At 30.1% G+C, this 17,218-nt stretch carries 17 protein-coding genes and 1 pseudogene; 2 read left to right on the forward strand and 16 right to left on the reverse strand.

Features of this window, described 5'->3' with window-relative positions:
* Window positions 1-9 precede the first annotated feature (9 nt).
* The 8 genes from KEC48_RS08950 to KEC48_RS08985 all read right to left on the reverse strand — a co-directional run bounded on the left by KEC48_RS08950 (window position 10) and on the right by KEC48_RS08985 (window position 6,760).
* Window positions 10-606, reverse strand: coding sequence for a V-type ATP synthase subunit E (locus tag KEC48_RS08950; protein ID WP_087296816.1), 597 nt, complete (start codon window positions 604-606; stop codon window positions 10-12).
* A 12-nt stretch (window positions 607-618) separates the two neighbouring features.
* Window positions 619-927, reverse strand: a complete 309-nt coding sequence (locus KEC48_RS08955) for a V-type ATP synthase subunit F (RefSeq protein ID WP_211961997.1) — start codon at window positions 925-927, stop codon at window positions 619-621.
* A gap of 23 nt (window positions 928-950) precedes the next feature.
* Complete coding sequence (locus tag KEC48_RS08960; RefSeq protein WP_087358415.1) at window positions 951-1,376, reverse strand: ATP synthase subunit C; 426 nt, start codon at window positions 1,374-1,376, stop codon at window positions 951-953.
* 26 nt (window positions 1,377-1,402) lie between these two features.
* Window positions 1,403-3,328, reverse strand: a complete 1,926-nt coding sequence (locus tag KEC48_RS08965) for a V-type ATPase 116kDa subunit family protein (RefSeq protein WP_211961998.1) — start codon at window positions 3,326-3,328, stop codon at window positions 1,403-1,405.
* Window positions 3,329-3,343: 15 nt separating this feature from the next.
* Entirely contained in the window at window positions 3,344-4,870 is a 1,527-nt protein-coding gene (locus KEC48_RS08970; RefSeq protein ID WP_211961999.1) for a hypothetical protein, read from the reverse strand.
* An 11-nt stretch (window positions 4,871-4,881) separates the two neighbouring features.
* The gene (locus KEC48_RS08975; protein WP_205089547.1) at window positions 4,882-5,919 is read right to left on the reverse strand and encodes a V-type ATPase subunit; all 1,038 of its coding nucleotides are present in this window, start codon (window positions 5,917-5,919) and stop codon (window positions 4,882-4,884) included.
* A gap of 14 nt (window positions 5,920-5,933) precedes the next feature.
* Window positions 5,934-6,245, reverse strand: a complete 312-nt coding sequence (locus tag KEC48_RS08980) for a hypothetical protein (protein ID WP_087358423.1) — start codon at window positions 6,243-6,245, stop codon at window positions 5,934-5,936.
* Window positions 6,246-6,472: 227 nt separating this feature from the next.
* Entirely contained in the window at window positions 6,473-6,760 is a 288-nt protein-coding gene (locus tag KEC48_RS08985) for a DUF2798 domain-containing protein (protein ID WP_211962000.1), read from the reverse strand.
* Window positions 6,761-6,999: 239 nt separating this feature from the next.
* Here KEC48_RS08985 and KEC48_RS08990 point away from each other — a divergent pair, with 239 nt between their 5' ends.
* Window positions 7,000-7,509 (forward strand): GNAT family N-acetyltransferase, encoded by a 510-nt coding sequence (locus tag KEC48_RS08990; protein ID WP_211962001.1) that lies wholly within the window; start codon window positions 7,000-7,002, stop codon window positions 7,507-7,509.
* Here the strand turns inward: KEC48_RS08990 and KEC48_RS08995 are convergent.
* From KEC48_RS08995 to KEC48_RS09020, 6 genes are all read right to left on the reverse strand, one after another.
* Window positions 7,506-8,036 (reverse strand): hypothetical protein, encoded by a 531-nt coding sequence (locus tag KEC48_RS08995; protein WP_087358427.1) that lies wholly within the window; start codon window positions 8,034-8,036, stop codon window positions 7,506-7,508. The genes KEC48_RS08990 and KEC48_RS08995 overlap by 4 nt on opposite strands.
* The gene (locus tag KEC48_RS09000) at window positions 8,033-10,177 is read right to left on the reverse strand and encodes a hypothetical protein (RefSeq protein ID WP_211962002.1); all 2,145 of its coding nucleotides are present in this window, start codon (window positions 10,175-10,177) and stop codon (window positions 8,033-8,035) included. The genes KEC48_RS08995 and KEC48_RS09000 overlap by 4 nt, the downstream gene beginning before the upstream one ends.
* Before the next feature lie 137 nt (window positions 10,178-10,314).
* Window positions 10,315-10,506, reverse strand: a complete 192-nt coding sequence (locus KEC48_RS09005; protein ID WP_087358431.1) for a hypothetical protein — start codon at window positions 10,504-10,506, stop codon at window positions 10,315-10,317.
* A gap of 14 nt (window positions 10,507-10,520) precedes the next feature.
* A complete protein-coding gene (locus tag KEC48_RS09010; protein WP_211962003.1) occupies window positions 10,521-10,664 on the reverse strand; it encodes a hypothetical protein in 144 nt (47 codons plus the stop codon).
* Window positions 10,665-10,668: 4 nt separating this feature from the next.
* Window positions 10,669-11,076 (reverse strand): hypothetical protein, encoded by a 408-nt coding sequence (locus KEC48_RS09015; protein ID WP_211962004.1) that lies wholly within the window; start codon window positions 11,074-11,076, stop codon window positions 10,669-10,671.
* Window positions 11,077-11,196: 120 nt separating this feature from the next.
* Entirely contained in the window at window positions 11,197-11,358 is a 162-nt protein-coding gene (locus KEC48_RS09020) for a hypothetical protein (protein WP_205089541.1), read from the reverse strand.
* Window positions 11,359-11,664: 306 nt separating this feature from the next.
* On the opposite strand from KEC48_RS09020, the gene KEC48_RS09025 reads away from it, so the two are divergent.
* Window positions 11,665-12,441 carry a transposase gene (locus KEC48_RS09025; RefSeq protein WP_211962005.1) on the forward strand — a complete coding sequence of 259 codons (777 nt, stop codon included), beginning with the start codon at window positions 11,665-11,667 and terminating at the stop codon, window positions 12,439-12,441.
* Between the two features lie 1,007 nt (window positions 12,442-13,448).
* Here KEC48_RS09025 and KEC48_RS16195 read toward each other — a convergent pair.
* Together KEC48_RS16195 and KEC48_RS09040 are read right to left on the reverse strand one after the other, a co-directional pair.
* Window positions 13,449-13,676: pseudogene (locus KEC48_RS16195) on the reverse strand (SpoVG family protein); the annotation flags it as partial.
* Window positions 13,677-13,688: 12 nt separating this feature from the next.
* Window positions 13,689-17,093 (reverse strand): CHAT domain-containing tetratricopeptide repeat protein, encoded by a 3,405-nt coding sequence (locus KEC48_RS09040; protein WP_211962007.1) that lies wholly within the window; start codon window positions 17,091-17,093, stop codon window positions 13,689-13,691.
* Window positions 17,094-17,218 lie beyond the last annotated feature (125 nt).

Consider the following 17,218-nt stretch of genomic DNA (forward strand, 5'->3'; position numbering starts at 1 on the left):
CTCCCGTTTCTATCTAATAATTAATCCAGAATTTTTATTAAACCAATCTTTTTGATTATTTAAAGCAAAATCTAAAGTTTCATCAACAACTAAAGAAGATGCTTTATTTTCAAGAATAAATCCACCAATTTGAATATCATCACTTGCTTGAACTTCAATATCAGTTCCAAAAGCTTTCACAAACGCATCTTTGTTTTTGAAATCATCATGAGATACATACATGATAGACTTAGAATCTTTAAAATCAGCAGCAACTTTCTTTATTTTTGCTTCTACAAAAGGTAAATATTCATCACTTTTGACAAAAGCTTTTAATTCATCACGTGCCTGATCAAAGATGTTTTTCACATATTCATCTCTTTTTTCAATTAATTTTTTTGTTCTTTCAATATGACTTTCAGAAATTTCAGCAGAAGCATTAGAACTCATTTCTTCTTCTTCCTGTTTCAATTTTAAGTCAGCATCTCTTTTGGCTTCAGCTTTCATAGATTCATAAGCTTCATCTTCAAGAGCTTTCACTTCATTTAAAATTGCCTGTTCTTCGCTTTTTGCCTGTCTTTCAATTTCATCTTTCATATAGAGAAATACTTGATCAATATTTTGCATAATCTATCTCTCCTATAATTTCACTCCAATAGCTTCAGATACATAACCGTCGATTGTTTCACCAATCTTAGAATTTCCATGACGGTCAGGTATTTCTGTAATGAGTGGTTTTTGTTGTTTTAATTTAATCTCTGATATAATATCTGGACACATATCAACTAATTTTGTAGTCACTAAGATAATCGCAATAGATGAATCTCTCATCTTTGTCTGTAAAATTTCCAGAAAATCTTTTCTTGTATGCACAACGACACCTTCAATACCTACAAGTCTTAGTCCCATTAATGTATCAATATTATCGCTGATTAAGAAAAATTTCATATAATCAGACCTTTCTTATAAAATTATAAAGCGTTGATAATTAAGATAGAAATTAATAACCCGTAGATAGCAACCCCTTCACCTAAGGCAACGAAGATCAATGCTTTACCGAAGTTGTTATCATTTTCAGAGAAAGCTCCAATAGCAGCAGGAGCAGCAGCAGCAACGGCAATACCTGCACCTAATGCAGAACATCCAGTTGCTAATGCAGCAGCTAGAAATCCCATACCTTGAGCAACTGTACCAACAATAGAAGCACCTTCAGCGGCAAATGCTGAACCCATTGATAAACATAAAGTTAAAGCAACAGCTCCAAAGAATCCTCCAACATGAGTTAATAAACGCCATTTTGCACTTTCTTTGCTTACTTTAGAAGTAAACATTTTGACTAATGGTAAAGATAATAAAACAACAGCAATAGCAGGTAAAATAAACATCATTAAATTCATAATTTTTTTCCTCCAAATATTTCTTTTTATTTTTCTTGAATTGAATGGAAAGGTTTTCCTTTTCCTTCATAATAACGTGAGAACATTTCATAGAACTCTAAACGTAAAACCTGAATACCAACAATCATACCTTCCAAACACATAACGAAGATATTACCAATAATAGCTACTAAAATATATCCAAAGTTAATGATACCTGGACCTCCAGCAACCATTTCAGCTAATGTGTAAACAACCATCATCATTCCGGCATGTGATAAAACGAATCCACCTACACGTAAGAATGACATCGTATTAGCAATGAATGTCAGCATAACTTCAAATAATTCAAAGAACGCTTCTGTAAAGAAAGCCCCAAAACCATGTGGGAACATCTTTTCCCCTTCAAGTTTATGACATAATGGTTCTTTTAGGAAAATCATCACCACTGGCATTGCAATCAATAAAACAATATAGACTGGTCCACCAAGAGGTAAATTCATTCCCACAAGCATATTGGCAACTAATAATAGAACTGATACATAGAATACAAGTCCAGCGACACCATTTTGTGAGAACAACATTTCTCCCCAGTTTTTCTTCTTAATATTCAAGAAGATATTAAATGCGATAGAAATGATAATCAATACAACCCCTGTCGCAATGGCTGCCATTAATAATGTCATCGTATTTTCTGATTCCATTGGTAAAAACATTGGTTCCATAAAATGTTCAAACAATGCTTCACTACCAAAAATTGAACCAAAGACAAATCCAAAGATCGTACTTGAAATACCTAAACGCATTCCAACTGCTCCAAGTTGCATACCTTTCCATTTATAGAAGAAGTATCCAACAAGTGATAAAACGATCCCTTGTCCAACGTCACCAAACATCATCCCGAAAAGGAATGTATAACTGATTGCCACTAAATTTGTTGGATCAAAATCGGTATATGATGGTACACCATACATTTCAACAAACATTCTAAATGGTTTTGAGAACCAGTTATTTTTAAGTTTTGTTGGTGGTGTCAAACGAGAGTCACTCATCGCTGAGGCAATTTCAACTTTGACATCATCTAATTGCTCAAAATCAGCTTTGATTTTTTTAGCATCTTTGTCTTCCGCAAAACCATAAACGGCGGCATTCTTACCAAAGACAACAACATATTTTTGAGCATCATATGTTTCATTCAATTTTTTAGAAACTGAATAAATATGATTCATTTCTTCAATATTTTCACTAAACAATTTTTCAATTCTTGAATCAAGAACCTGAATATATTGTTTAGCTGTGTCGTCTTCTTCTTTTAAAACTTCTAATGCTTCGCTAGGTTTACCATGTACGAATTCAGGAATATGAATACGTTCAAAATACAATGAAGAAAAGATGTTATCAATTTCAGGAGCATTATCTGCAGTTGCAATATAACTACAATATGTTTCCTTTGTTCCTTTATGTAAAACTTTAAATAAGAATTTCTGTTCTCCATAATATTTTAATTTATCTAAATTCATTGTTGGTAAACGCCCAAAACGAATCTGTAAATATTTACAAGAGAATAATCTATCAAAATCAATATTTGCATCAATCATATGCTCTAATTGAGCAATCGTTGCTTCATTCTCTTGAATCATCGTTAATAAATCTTCTTTGACTTTTTCAATCTGTGCAGCTTTTTCTAATACATTACAGAAGAATGTATCAGCTTGAATAATATTCATACGAACATTATCAACATCTGTGCTTTTTAATTGAAGACGATATTTATCCCTCGCTTCTTCCATTCTTGCGATTAAATCAGCATAAGGATTTTCACGATTTAATACTGATAATCCCTGTACTGAATCAGCAAATTTAGAAGCAGGTTCAGGATGAAAATTGTCAAGATTAATCAGCTTCAATAATACAGCATCATATTGCTGTGCTGGAAATTCAATTTCCAGAAGCTTTAATTTTGCTATTGCCATATATTTCTCCCTTCCTTATACTGCTTTCTTCTTTAAAATTGATTTTGCTAAAACAAACACAAGGCAAGCAACAATCACAATAGCAAATGGCATAATTGGTAAATTGATATGTGCTTCATATACACAACCAAAATACACTAAAATTGCATAAACAATAATCAAACCACAAATTCCCTTCATGGAAAGGACTTTTTCCATTGTTGAATTTTCTAAATACATTTTCTTAAATGCACCAATTGTATAAGTTCCAACAATGAGAAGAAGTATTCCATCAACAAGTTTATAAACTGTTGATAATGGTAATGCTATTGCTGGATAGAGGCTAATTGTATAGAAAACATCTCCATAAATAAGTCCTCCAAGCAGTGTCGCTACACCAAGTGATAGAAGTAAACTTCCCATTTTTTTCTTTCTCATAAGAAGTCCAAGCAGTGCTAATACAGCTCCAACTCCTAAGTCCCCCAAGAAGATAATGAAAATAATATAATAAAGTGCTGCCACAGCAATCGTTGTATCAATGATATCTGTTTGTTTCACCTTACTTAATATTTCAAACGGTCTGACAATTTTCGCATTATGCACAACTGTTGGTGCAATGATTTCCTGATGATCTAAAATATCTGCAGGTAATTCTTGATATTCCATACCGTGAATATGTTTTAACATATCCTTAAATTCACCAATCATACGTTTTGGAATAAATCCATAAATCGCACATTTGCTTTGGAAATCCACTACAAAAGTCTTAAATGATTCAATTCTTTGTAAGAACAAAGCAGTTGAATATAACTTCAACAAATCAACTTTGTGTGTTTCTCTTAAAATTGTCATTTTCTGATCCATACGTAAGATATATTCTTCCATCGCATGAACTTCTTCTTCTAATTCCTTTTTTGCATCATCAACTTTACCATGTACAAATGAAGGAATCACAATTTCTTCAAACCCTAACGCTTTAAATATATTGTCAACTTCCAGTAGTAAACTGTTTGTCACAATATAACAACAATATACATACTGACGATCTTCACCTAATTTATTAAAAATAAATGGTCGACCCTCATAATATTTAATTTTATCAAGATGTTGTCTGTGAAAACGTCCAAATCTGGCTTTCACATATTGACAATCTAATAAATGATCAAGATTGACTTCACTTAAAGTCATTCTCTTTAAGATTTCCAATGTTTTTTCATTTTCATCTTTTTCCGTTATTAATTGATCTTGAACATCTTTAATCTTTTTAATTTCAGCTTCCAATTCACTTAAATATTGATTTGTTTTATCAAAATTTAATGTTTTATCAGGAGCTAAATCTTTATTCAAATCCAACTTCATATCAGATGCAACCTGAATCAAACGATCCAATAATTTTGTATAAGCACTATCTTCAAATAATGCATGAACACCTTTTACATTATTGACAATCTTTGAAGCAGGTTGAGGATAAAAGTACTTGGAATCTTTGAGTGTAAATAAGACTTGATCTAAATCACGACGATCAAAAGTCATATTTAACAATATCATTTCTTCTATAGCCATATCTTGTCCCCCTAATAGATGAGCATCGCTTCAATTTGACTCGGTGCCTCTCCATATCTTAAACCTTCAATAATATGTTTAAGATTATCAATTTCAACTTGATATACAATTTTATATGTCATATAAACCAATGCACTATCTGTTGAAAATCTCATGAAACGTCTTGCTAAATTATATCTGATCTTTTCTGTATAATATTCAATATATACAAATTCCTGATCATCAACATATAATTTATAAGGTGATTCAGATAATTTCTTTAAAAATTCACTGGCATCCTTTGTTTCAATGAGTTCAAACATAACACTCTTTGGAATACGACTATATTCCATAAATAATGTTTCTCTAATTTGATCTGGCGATGCATTGAAATATTTCTTTAGACGATATATCTTTGTAATATTCTGTAACTCTATAGATGTATTGATCATTGTTAATAAATCTTTACGTTTCTTTCCTTTATACAGCTTATTAACGACATCAACATACTCGGCATAATAAATATGCTTTAATTCTAATTCCAATAAGTTTGAATCAAATCTTTCATCTTCTTCTGGTTTATATTTAAGTAATGCATCATAATACTTTGTACCTTTCAACAAAAACAACAAACTATCATAATCATTAATTGCCAATAAACCATAAAGATCAAAACTCGCATATTTATTCAAATAATCAGGAATTTCAATTTCATAACCCGTATAGTAATCTGAAACAATTAATCTTGCTTTTGTTAAAATTAATTGAATTTCCAGTTCCATTACACCTAAGCGATAAAATTCTAATTCCTTTTTAGAAGCAAAACGCATCAAACGATCAAGTCTTAAGAAGATTTCTTTATTTAATAAAGCTTCCAATTGACCACGATGAACATTCACTTCTTTTAAATCAGCTAATATATCACTATAAGCTGTTTCACTTTTCAAATAAGCAACTAAATCATTAATGCTTCTTCTTTTCAAAAGCTCCTCATAATTTTGTTCAGTTAATCTATGTGAATACATAGAACGTGCTTTTGCTAGAATTGCATTGGATGAAAAAGAACTCATACGCTCACCTCTCTCTATATTTCTTTACAACGATTAACAATGGTAGAAACCCATTCATCTTTATTCTTTTCGTAAAGACTAGAGAGCTGATTTAGTGATTCTTTGTACTCTTGTTCATTTTTGACTCTAGTTTCTTGAATCTTTGCTTCTAATTCTTTTTTATGAGCATCAATTTTGACTTGATATTCTTTCACAAAAGAATCATAGATTTCTTTCTTTTTTGCATTCATATTGGCTTGAACATCTTGCTTTTTCTTTTTTGCTTCTTCAACCCTTTTTGAACACTCCAAATCTATTGAAACAATATCATCAATAATTTTGTCCAAAATAATCCCTCCTCACTTTAATCATTTATTCTCACATAGTTTACTCCTATTTTTTTAACATTTCAAGAAAAATAGCACTTTATGAAAAAGAACCAAAAATACTTTGATTAAAAAAAGAAAAAATAGAAAATATCTCTATTTCTATCTTTTCATTTTTATAATCAAAAAGATTGATAAATACATATCTTTTCTAATTTACGTACTGCTGTTCCTCTAAAAAACAATTGTCATCCTAAAGTCATAGGAAAATTAACAAACATTGCCTGTAACCATAAAGCAATCACTTGATTTCCAGCATTTTGAAATAAAAGAGTTGCAATAAAACTCATGATGGGACACATCAAACAGACAATCATTGTACAAATCGTCATTTGAAAAATTTGTGGTGATGTTTCCTGTGAACTGAATCTTTTCATTGTTAAAGCGACAGCCCATTTTTCTACAAAACATAATTCAATAATCACCGCAATGGGCCACATAATCCATAATTCATGAAACGCCATGACAAAAGCCATAGCTATAGTAAATAAAAAGTGATGTCATTTTGATTCCATTCATTTTGTCCTCCTTCTTTTCGCACAAAAAACATGTGTGTTGTTCATAATCATGATCATTGCACATGTACCATTTCCAATATCACCATTGTTTCTATATGCAATTTTTAACGGGACTTAATTTAACATATTAAAAAAAGATGTAAGTCTTTTTTTAAAATTTATATTTTATGTTATAATAACATTAGGAGGTACTCATCATGTCATATCAATTACAAAAAGCCCATCCACAAGATGTTCCTGTTATCTTTGAAATGATATTAGAAAGAGATCAGTGGATGAAAGAAAAAGGCATTACTCAATGGCAAGACACACATTATCTTGATATCTTCCCACTTTCCTACTATCAACAGGAACAAGAAAAGGGAAACTTATTTGTTCTTACCGATAACAAACACAATATTATTGCCAGTGCGGTTGTCAATGACTATGACAGTAATTGGCATGATCATCAACCTGCTCTTTATATTCATCGTTTAGTCAGTCGTCCTCATTTACAGGGTGGTTCTTATTTTTTGAAACGTATTGAAGATTATGCCAGACAACTGAATAAACATTATATCAGGTTAGATTCTATGACAAGTAATCAACCATTAACACAATACTATCAAAAACATGGGTTTATTGCTGTGGGGGAATGTGAAGAAGGATTATATCAAGGAACATTAAGACAAAAAGCAATATCACCACAAAAGAGAGTGTCAGTTTAGGCACTCTCTTTAATAATAATTTCAAATTCATCATCTTCATCAATATGATCAAATATAATATATCCTTCTCCACCTTCTTCAATGATTTCATCAGGTAAAATTTCCTGTCCGTCTTTCATAAGTATAAAAGAATAATTTTTCAATAATTCTGGATGAACATATAAATCTAATTCATGATCTTGATAGCCTATACCAATCTGATTCATATCCACATCTTCTCCTCTTGCAAATGACATTCTATAAGTAGAAACAGAGAATGTTTTTTCTATTTGACCCTGCACTTTTACTTTTAGCTCCTGCAAAGTATTTTCTATAATTTCTTGAATAGAAATAGTCTGCTTTTGCAAAAAAGTAGTTGGTATATTGGCGATAGCTAATTTTCTTTGAATCAAAACTTGATATTGAGGATTTTTTTCAATTGCAGACTGATATTCCTGAATCATTTTTCTTTGTGTGGGTGTTGGTAAAAAAGCTGTCAAAGCCTGAACATAATCATCGATGTCTTCAAGTGTAAGTGTCTGTTTCATTCTGCCACCTCCCTCTCTATATTTTGAATGAGTTCAATCCATTGATTGCTCATCAGCATATCTTTATAAACATTTTCTGGATGATATGTATGATATAAGAAATATTTGATATTATTAGGAGCATTAGAATGTCCAAATGCGACTTTATAAATATCTTTATGTTTTGAAAATTCACCCCAATAATATTCTAATAAGTTGACATAATCTTTAATTTGTGATTTTTGTTGTTCATCAAAAACATAATCTAAATAAGGACTTTCAAGTGCCGGTATATAATAATATTTCAATAAATGAAAAGTATCTGTAAGAATTTTTCTAATCATCTCATCTTTATTTAATTTTTTGTTTTGACGTATATAATTTTCAAAACCCTTTTTAAATATTTGTCCTTCACTTTCATTTTGATTCATTTTCTGACTTGTTTCACCAATCATGACAATATCAATACGATAGAAAAGATAACCCATATGCCATAACTGACCTTTTAAAATACGAATAATTTCTTTTTCCTTTTGTTTTTGATCTTGAACATGAAGATATTCATAATGAAAATCATTGAGTTCTTCATAAAAATCTCGCATTAATGTAAAAACATAGAAATCTAAAAATGATATCAAAGCCTGTGCATATTTAACGTTTTGTATTTTTAAAATTGACATATTCATATAACTGAATGTTCTTAAATAATGATTTTCAAAGTTCTGCATCATTTTTTCTGTCAATTCTATTTGATCCAAATGACGATAATCTTTCAATGAAGAATGTTTTTTTCTAAAAGATGTCCACTCACGTGTCAAAACAATTGCATAATCCGAACAAATCCCCTTAAGATTACAAAATTCTTCTACATCATCATGTATTCCTTGTGATAAAGTATAATTGGTATCATTATTATATGTCTTTTCATTATGGAACTGAATATCTGTATCTATCTGAGTCATTGATAATTCCTCTTGCGTATGTTCATGAGGTTTTTTATTGGCTGATCTATAAATACCATCTTCATCCTTTTGAAAACCATCGTTCTCTTGGCAATCATGACTCTCTTTTGTTGATGAAAAATTGACTCTATTGACAATAGATGCATAAATATATCCACTTAAAGAATGATTGAATTTTTCCACGATCTTTTTGCTTTCATTTTTCCAGTGTCTTGAAGCATAGATTAAATATAAATCATATCCAAAACCATTTGCCATCTCCTCCACCATATTTTCAGGTAAATCAATGCTTTGAAATGCTTGTTTATATCGCAACTGTAAATCTATTTTCACATAGAGAAGCATAAAAAGCCAACGATAAATCTGATAAAAATATTGGTAAACTTGTTTCGCACTTAAATGATTATAAGGTTGAAAGACAAGATATTTTGCTGAGCGATCCGTTGCACGTTTAGAAGTATAATCAGGGCAATTCGTAATATAAGGCTTCACTGCATCAAAGAATTCTAAATCTTTTTTAAAAATATGATTGCCTGATGATCCTCCTGCATCTTTGACTTTTGTTAGAGAATAATACTTCATTTCCAGATGAGGTTTATATGTAACCATTTCATCAAACATTTCCTGTAAATGAGCAATAGATTTTAATCCTATCTTGTCTAAATAGTCTTGAAAGGTCATCTTTCCTTCCATTTTCATATCATGTGGAAAATGAGCAAAAACAATTGCTTTTAAAAGATGGAATAATTGTTTCTCATCTTCTTTTAGAATTCTATTAAGTTCCACTTGTTTTTTGATAAAAATATCATGTTCATCATCTAAATCATGATTAAAATGATGATCTTCTAAAAACTTCTTAAAAGCTTCTGAAGTTGTACAAAAACATTGTCCTTGTTTAAATAGTTCTTTATATTCCTTATCGTTAAGACATACAAGATAAGGTGAAAGTTCATTTCTTAAATAAAATAAACGTATGATATTTTCAAAAAATTCCTTCATATGAGATGGATCATCATAATAATTGATATTTTGATTTTCTAAAGCCTCATTCATATAATTGATTGTTTTTTGAATATCTTCTTCAATATGTTGAGGATGAACAACGATTTCATCGACATCAATATTCAATTTCAATAAAGGTTCTATATCAAATAAATCAATAGCTTGTCGTAAAGATGTTTGATTATCTACATTTTCCATAATTCATGACATTTATACATATATAAATGCCTGTCACCTCCTTATATACTATATCAATATTCTAGCATATAAGCTAAAAAGTGACATCATTTTCCTACCTATTGTGTAAAAATAATGTCACTCTATAATATCAAAATCTATGACAATAATTTCCAAATAACAATAAGTAAGAATCCTATCATTTCAATCAATATCAATATGACTTGTATTAACTGTTTTCCTATGAAATCATCAATATTTTCTAATAAATATTGAATAAAGATATTTTGTTCTAATGTCTCATTTTTTATAACCATACGTTTGATGTCTTCATATCTTTCTTCATTCATCGTTAAAATCTCCTTTAATAAAAAATGGCATATACGCAAATGAGCATTAAGAAGACTGCATTAAAAACAACATATCTTAAATAAATAGATTGTTCTTTCACTAATTCATCAACTAATTCTTGAATAAGTTCTTGTTCATTTATGATCACTTGTTCCATAGAGTTAATCCTCCTCGTCTTTGCGTTTAAGCAAGAATTTGAATTCTTGTTCAGATTTTTCTTGTTGTTTTATTGTTTTTTCGAAATATGTATTGTAACGATTCTCTAAAAATCTCAAATCACATCCATCAAGGCTGTAATAAAAACACAAATGTCGTCTTATGTCATTAAAACAACTTAATATCATTTGACATAAAGAATAAGCCTCTCTATTGATTCTTAAAGCTTTTTCATAATCAAGTTTTTTATCATAAGGATCTCCATTTAAAAGAAAATCCAATCCTCTTTTATCTCCTTTTTCATATTCTTGTTTTGCAAAATCAAAACATTGTTGAAATATTTCTAAAGCATTTTCATAATTTTTTTCAGCATAATATTTTCTTGCTTGTTTCATTGCGTTGTATAAATCCATTGCATTAACCTCCATTTGTTCAAAATTGTATTTTGTCAGGTATTCCTAAGTCTTTTTATAAAGACTTAGGAATAAAATACTTTTTGCCATTCATGAAATAATCATGCATGACTTTTCATGTTAATCAATTGGTATAAAACGAGAACAATAATGATTTGGACCGACTCTTTTATCATCAATATCACAGCGATGAGCATCTTTAAAATATGCATAATGTCGACAATATTGACAAACTTTATCACTATCCCATAATGAACAGTCTTGACATTTTACTTTACACATAACTTTTTCCCTGGTATATTATAATTGACTCATTTATCAGTCATTAAAATATACCTTTTCCTTTCTATCAACTTTATTAATACGTAGTTGATGACGTTTAGGTTTATATGTAAAATTGAAATATGTGTTTGTGGATTTGTATTTTTCCGTGTGGCTTTGACTACTTCAAGGAGGTTTGGACCACTCACTTATTCCTCAATAACGATGAGTTAGATGAGTCTTTGAATTCGCATTTTGAACCAGGTTTTATGGTCTAAGTGTTGTGGGTACCACTTCACATGAAATTTATTTGAAAGGATGGTTTTTATGAAATTAGTTGGTATTGATATTGGAAAGCACAAGCATTTCGTCAGTATCGTTGACAAGTTGACTGGTGAAATTATTCTTCAGCCTGTCGCTTTCTCTAATAATGCTCAGGGTTTTGAATTCCTTATCTCTCAGATCGCTCTCTATCCTGTTGATAGCGTTCTTATCGGTATGGAAGATACTGGTCATTATCATTTCGCTTTATTGCGCTTTCTTTTACAGAAGAACTACAGCGTCGCTTTGATCAATCCTAAAACTACCGATCTCAATCGTAGAATGGATGGTGGCATCACTAAAAACGATAAACTTGATACTCTTAATATATGCGATATATTAAGCTCAAACAAACTCAAGAAACCTTATCGTTTGACGTCATCTAAGAAATTTGACCTTTATGAACAGAAGCAGCTGACTAGGTTGCATCATTCCCTCAAGGAACAGATTAATGTTCTTTCCAATCGTCTGCAGAAATGCATAGATCTTGTTTTCCCTGAATATAACGCACTTTTTAAATCCAAGTATGGAAAAGTCTATATGTCTATTCTTAAACAGTTTGGCAGTGCAAAGGCCATTGCACAGGCTGACATCAGAACTTTACGCAAATGCTTTGATATTACCGGCAGAGGCAATCGCATTTCTCTGACTGCTGAAAAGCTAAAGGAAAGTGCAAAAACATCTGTTGGCATTTCTTCGTTGGCAGATGAAATGCAGATCAAGCATTTGATAGCTCATATCGAACTGCTTAACGATCAGCTCAAAGAAATAGATAAAAAATAGAAGAGTTTTCCACTGACTTAAACTCTCCTATCATCTCCGTACCAGGAATTTCGCATTTCTCTGGTACATCAATTCTAGCAGAATATGGAGATATTTTCAACTATTCTAAGCCTTCAAAGATAATAAAGGCAGCGGGTGTCGCCCCATTTCACTACGAATCAAGTCAGTACGAAGCCAAGCATAGTGCCATAACCAAGCAGGGATCGAGCTATTTAAGAAAGACGTTATATCAGGTCATTGTGCCAGTCATCAGGTTCAACAAGGTCTTCAAGGATTACTACGACCTTAAACGCTCACAGGGAAAAAGTCATCGCTGTGCGCAGGGACATTGCATCAGGAAGCTGTTGAGAGTCATCTATCATCTGGTAACGACAAATCAGCAGTTTGATGCATCGTTACTGAGATAGAAAGAAAATGAAACCGTATTCAAAAAAGTCTATTCCATAGGCTGTTTTCGTCATGCCCAAAAACACAAATCGTATTCACATTTCAAAGATCTTACATATTGATGAGCTACCATAATCAAATCATTTAACATTTTCAAACTTTTTTCATCAAATGACTTGAATTTTATATAGTTAGCTCCTTTCACTTATTAAGATAAATACATGTAGGAATTCCCATTTTTACTATAAGTTTACATGTTTTATGCTCATTCTTTTAACCTTTAAAGTATTTACAATAATGATTTGGACTCACTCTTTTATCATCAATATCACAACGATGAGCATCTCCAAAGTATGCATAATGTTGACAATATTGACAAACTTTATCACTTGCCCATAATGAACAGTCTTGACATTTTACTTTACATATAACTTTTTCCCTCCTTTCACTTATTAAGGCAACAACAAATAAAAAATCCCATTTTTATTTGGGATTCTTTATTTCACTTCATTTACAATTTCAAAATCATCTGGTAACTGTTCCAGTAAAGGAACATTTTCATATTTTGATACAAAATCAGCAATATCACGATGAGATTCATCTGTCATCTTTGCACATGACAAAATGATATTTTCTAATACTGCTCGACATTCTTGACAAATAGGATGACAAATATCAGCCCATTGATCATCTTTTATTTTTTTAGAAGGCATCGCTATAAATGCTTTTTCTTCATCTTCAATCACCTTGATATCATGTACTACAAAAATATGATCAAAGACAATACTTGCAATAAATTTTAATCTTGTTTCATTATTCAATTTTTTAATACGTACATTTGTAATCATTTTTTCCACTCCTTATCTTATTTTTCCTTGAATAATAAATCCATTCCAGTCTTCTTTATCATTTTCATTTCTTAAAAGATAACCTTGACTTTGACATAAATGTAAATAATTTTCTAAATGTCGTTTGATAAAACGATATGACTTTGGATAAACTTTTGATACATATTCTGGAAATTCATTGGCATAAATCTGTAATTCTTTTAAAGCCTGTCGATCATCTCTTAAATATTTTTTTGTTTCTAAAAAGGATTGATAAACATTTTTATTTTCACAATATTTTCGATAAAATGTTTTCATAAAAATAGCAGCATTATGATCATTAATAGCTTCAACTGTTAATATCATAGTTTTCACCCCTGCTAATTCAAATGCTCTCCTTAATCCATAAATACCTTCTCCAGGCAATACATCTCCTTTTGCGGTTAGACATGCTGATAAAACTAAAAGATTTGTATTTTTTAAATCCATTTCTTTTTGAATATCATTAGCAGAGACATAACCTTTTTGATATTCTTCCTTATGATTTGTCTGATTATATCCAGCTAAACATAATCTTCCTCTCTCCATTATGTTTTGTTCATCTTGCAAATATTCTCCATGCGTTGATACATGTAATATGGAAGGACTATGAACAGCTAAAAATTCTGTTACATTGGCCTTCTTTCCACTGTAAATCTTAGCTTCAGGAAAAACACTTTGAATATAATGCCCTTCGACAAGACTTCCCGGAAGTGATGATTTCTTCCCTTCACCTCTTGTTTCGTCAAAACCATCGTCAGCTAATGTATCATCAAAATCTGGTGATACAAACGATACAATATCATCATGATTATGAATATTCCCTTCATAAAACAATCCTTTGGGTGAAGAAAGATAACTGATATCTTTATCAATGAATCGTTCAAAAGATACATGATACAAATCACCATCTGGACATATATAAATATGTTGAATATGGTTTAGATGCTTTTGAATCTTATCTATTCCATAATCATCAACAATATAGCTTTCAAATAAATCTTTGCCTATGACAACCAAACCATATTGATGCTGATTTAACTGATAATAATCCAATAACAAATCATTGTCCTGTAAATGACTGACTATCATAGAATCATTCATATTCAACATCAGCTGATCTTGATATTGTTTCATCATTTGTTTTAATTCTTCATGTATCTTTTCTTTTTGTTGTTGAAGATGAAGAATAGTGCGTGTATCTACAGTTTGATGTATCTGTTTTTCAATATGATTCATATGATTGATTTTTTGAGTATATTGAGGAATTTGTTTTAAACGACTGCGTAAGACTTCAATATCTTGAATGATATTTTTATAGGATACAAGATATTGATAATCTGTTAAATTTCTATGGTGATGAAAATAATATGATTGATATATTTGTATAACACCAACCAAGGATAATAGAAAATTTTTATGTGAAGCTTCGCTTAATAAATAATATTGATAAATCTGCTGTTTCATATCTTCTAAAAAACGTTTCGCATACATTTCAAAAAGATTATCAATATGAAGTTTATGATAAGATAAAACCAATTCCCCTAAACAAAGTAATGTCGTCATATGTTTTGGTCCTAAAACTTTATGATATAATTCATAGGCATCTCGATATAATTGATTGGATTTTATTAAATCTAAAGATTCATAAGCTTGAGCCATAATATGTAAAGCATTTATTGTTTCAGAATGTGATGGTCCTTTGACCAGTTTTAATTGTTGATAATACTGTTCCAACAACTCAATGGCTTGAGGTGATTGTTTATGATTTTGTAACATTGAAGATATAAATAGCAACATCATCTGTGAAACTTGTGTAAATTGGCTTGTATTCATATTCTTTAAATGTTCTTCAATCTTGGCATAAAGTATGGGAGATTGATGATTGTTTTCTTGCGTTGTTATGAGGTGGTCTATTAAACTATCAACAACATACATATTGATTAAAGACTCTAGAACCTCAATACTATTTTCACCAAAGACTTCTTTTTGTAAATTGTAACATCTTTCATATTTTTTGAATGCTTCTTTATAGTTAGCCAATTGAAAATATATCAGTGCTAATTGACTTAAAGTATTAATAAAAGTTTTATCTTTTTCACCAAATAACTTTTCTTCTATTTCATAAGCTTTTAAACAATAGGATAATGCCTGTTCATATTGATCCAAATCAATATAAATGTCTATGAGTTGATTTAAACTATTTAATGTATCTCTATGCGTTTCACCCAAGACTTCTTTTTGTAAAGCATAACATTTTTCTTCTAATTCAGTAGCTTTTAAATTTTTTCCCATCACATAATATAAATAACTTAAATCGTGGAGTGATTGTAGTGTTTTTGGATTATTATATCCATACTTCTCTTTTTTGAGAAGATATAGCTTATCTTGAAAATCTATAGATTTTTCTATATCATTATTTTTTTGTAGACAGCGAATATAATTTTGTAACATATCTAAACAATGATTATATTTTTCTCCATAAGTTTCCTTCATTGTTATATAAGCTTTTTTAGCTAATTCTAAGCTTTTTTGATATTCACCGATCTGATAATAAACAGTACTTAAATCACTCAAAGTGATGAGAGTATAAACATGTGTTTGCCCTAATCGTTCTTTACGTATTTGATAAACATCTGATAAAACTTCTTGAGCCTTTGCATATTCTTTCAAATTCAAATAAAGTTTACCTAAACAAGAATAAACCGATATTGTTTCGTTATGATCTTTTCCATAATATTTTTTGAACATATCATAACAATTTTCTAAAATATTGACAGCTTCTTGATGGAACCCTAATTGATTGGCTATTATGCCTAATTCTTTCATACTTTTAAGTGTATCAATATCTGTTTCACCTAAAATACTTTTTTGCATATAATAAGCTTCTTGAATCATATCATAAGCTTTTCGATTATCTCCAATATCATTATAAGCCATACCAAGACTATATAAATACAATAATGTATCTCTATTTTTTAAACCATAATTTGTTTGTGATAAATCATAACACTGCTTATACATTTCTAATGCTTTTTGATAATCAGAAACATCATGATAGGACAAAGCAAGATTATAACAAATCACAATAAATTCTTGACTTCTATGACTCAAAATATCTTGTGTATGATGATAAACTTCTAAAGCTACATCTAATGCATGAAAATAATCCCCTGTATCTGCATAAGTTCTTCCTAAATTATTCAAACAAATAAGACTTTCTATAGCATATCTCCCATATAAATCACATGCCATTTCATAGCACTTTTTGTGCAGCTTCAATGCTTCAAAATATTTCATTTCCTGTTTATAAAGATTTGCCTGTCGATCATAATCAACAATTTGATTTTCATAAAACTGTTTTCTTAACTTCATTTGACTTTTTTTCAAAAAATTCATTCCTATCACATCCCAGCTTTCCTATTCAAATACAAGACACTATCTGACTTGTCTTTATTATAAATATTTATAAATCAGTATGAAATAAAAATTTCAACTATACAATAAAATAATTCATGAAAATC

The organism is Clostridium sp. C1, assembly GCF_018223625.1.
Classification (GTDB): domain Bacteria; phylum Bacillota_I; class Bacilli_A; order Erysipelotrichales; family Coprobacillaceae; genus Allocoprobacillus.

Coding starts and splice junctions, on each gene's coding strand:
- KEC48_RS08950 (WP_087296816.1), bottom strand. CDS start 606: ATGCAAAATATTGATCAAGTATTTCTCTATATGAAAGATGAAATTGAA.
- KEC48_RS08955 (WP_211961997.1), bottom strand. CDS start 927: ATGAAATTTTTCTTAATCAGCGATAATATTGATACATTAATGGGACTA.
- KEC48_RS08960 (WP_087358415.1), bottom strand. CDS start 1,376: ATGAATTTAATGATGTTTATTTTACCTGCTATTGCTGTTGTTTTATTA.
- KEC48_RS08965 (WP_211961998.1), bottom strand. CDS start 3,328: ATGGCAATAGCAAAATTAAAGCTTCTGGAAATTGAATTTCCAGCACAG.
- KEC48_RS08970 (WP_211961999.1), bottom strand. CDS start 4,870: ATGGCTATAGAAGAAATGATATTGTTAAATATGACTTTTGATCGTCGT.
- KEC48_RS08975 (WP_205089547.1), bottom strand. CDS start 5,919: ATGAGTTCTTTTTCATCCAATGCAATTCTAGCAAAAGCACGTTCTATG.
- KEC48_RS08985 (WP_211962000.1), bottom strand. CDS start 6,760: ATGGCTTTTGTCATGGCGTTTCATGAATTATGGATTATGTGGCCCATT.
- KEC48_RS08990 (WP_211962001.1), top strand. CDS start 7,000: ATGTCATATCAATTACAAAAAGCCCATCCACAAGATGTTCCTGTTATC.
- KEC48_RS08995 (WP_087358427.1), bottom strand. CDS start 8,036: ATGAAACAGACACTTACACTTGAAGACATCGATGATTATGTTCAGGCT.
- KEC48_RS09000 (WP_211962002.1), bottom strand. CDS start 10,177: ATGGAAAATGTAGATAATCAAACATCTTTACGACAAGCTATTGATTTA.
- KEC48_RS09005 (WP_087358431.1), bottom strand. CDS start 10,506: ATGAATGAAGAAAGATATGAAGACATCAAACGTATGGTTATAAAAAAT.
- KEC48_RS09010 (WP_211962003.1), bottom strand. CDS start 10,664: ATGGAACAAGTGATCATAAATGAACAAGAACTTATTCAAGAATTAGTT.
- KEC48_RS09015 (WP_211962004.1), bottom strand. CDS start 11,076: ATGGATTTATACAACGCAATGAAACAAGCAAGAAAATATTATGCTGAA.
- KEC48_RS09020 (WP_205089541.1), bottom strand. CDS start 11,358: ATGTGTAAAGTAAAATGTCAAGACTGTTCATTATGGGATAGTGATAAA.
- KEC48_RS09025 (WP_211962005.1), top strand. CDS start 11,665: ATGAAATTAGTTGGTATTGATATTGGAAAGCACAAGCATTTCGTCAGT.
- KEC48_RS09040 (WP_211962007.1), bottom strand. CDS start 17,093: ATGAATTTTTTGAAAAAAAGTCAAATGAAGTTAAGAAAACAGTTTTAT.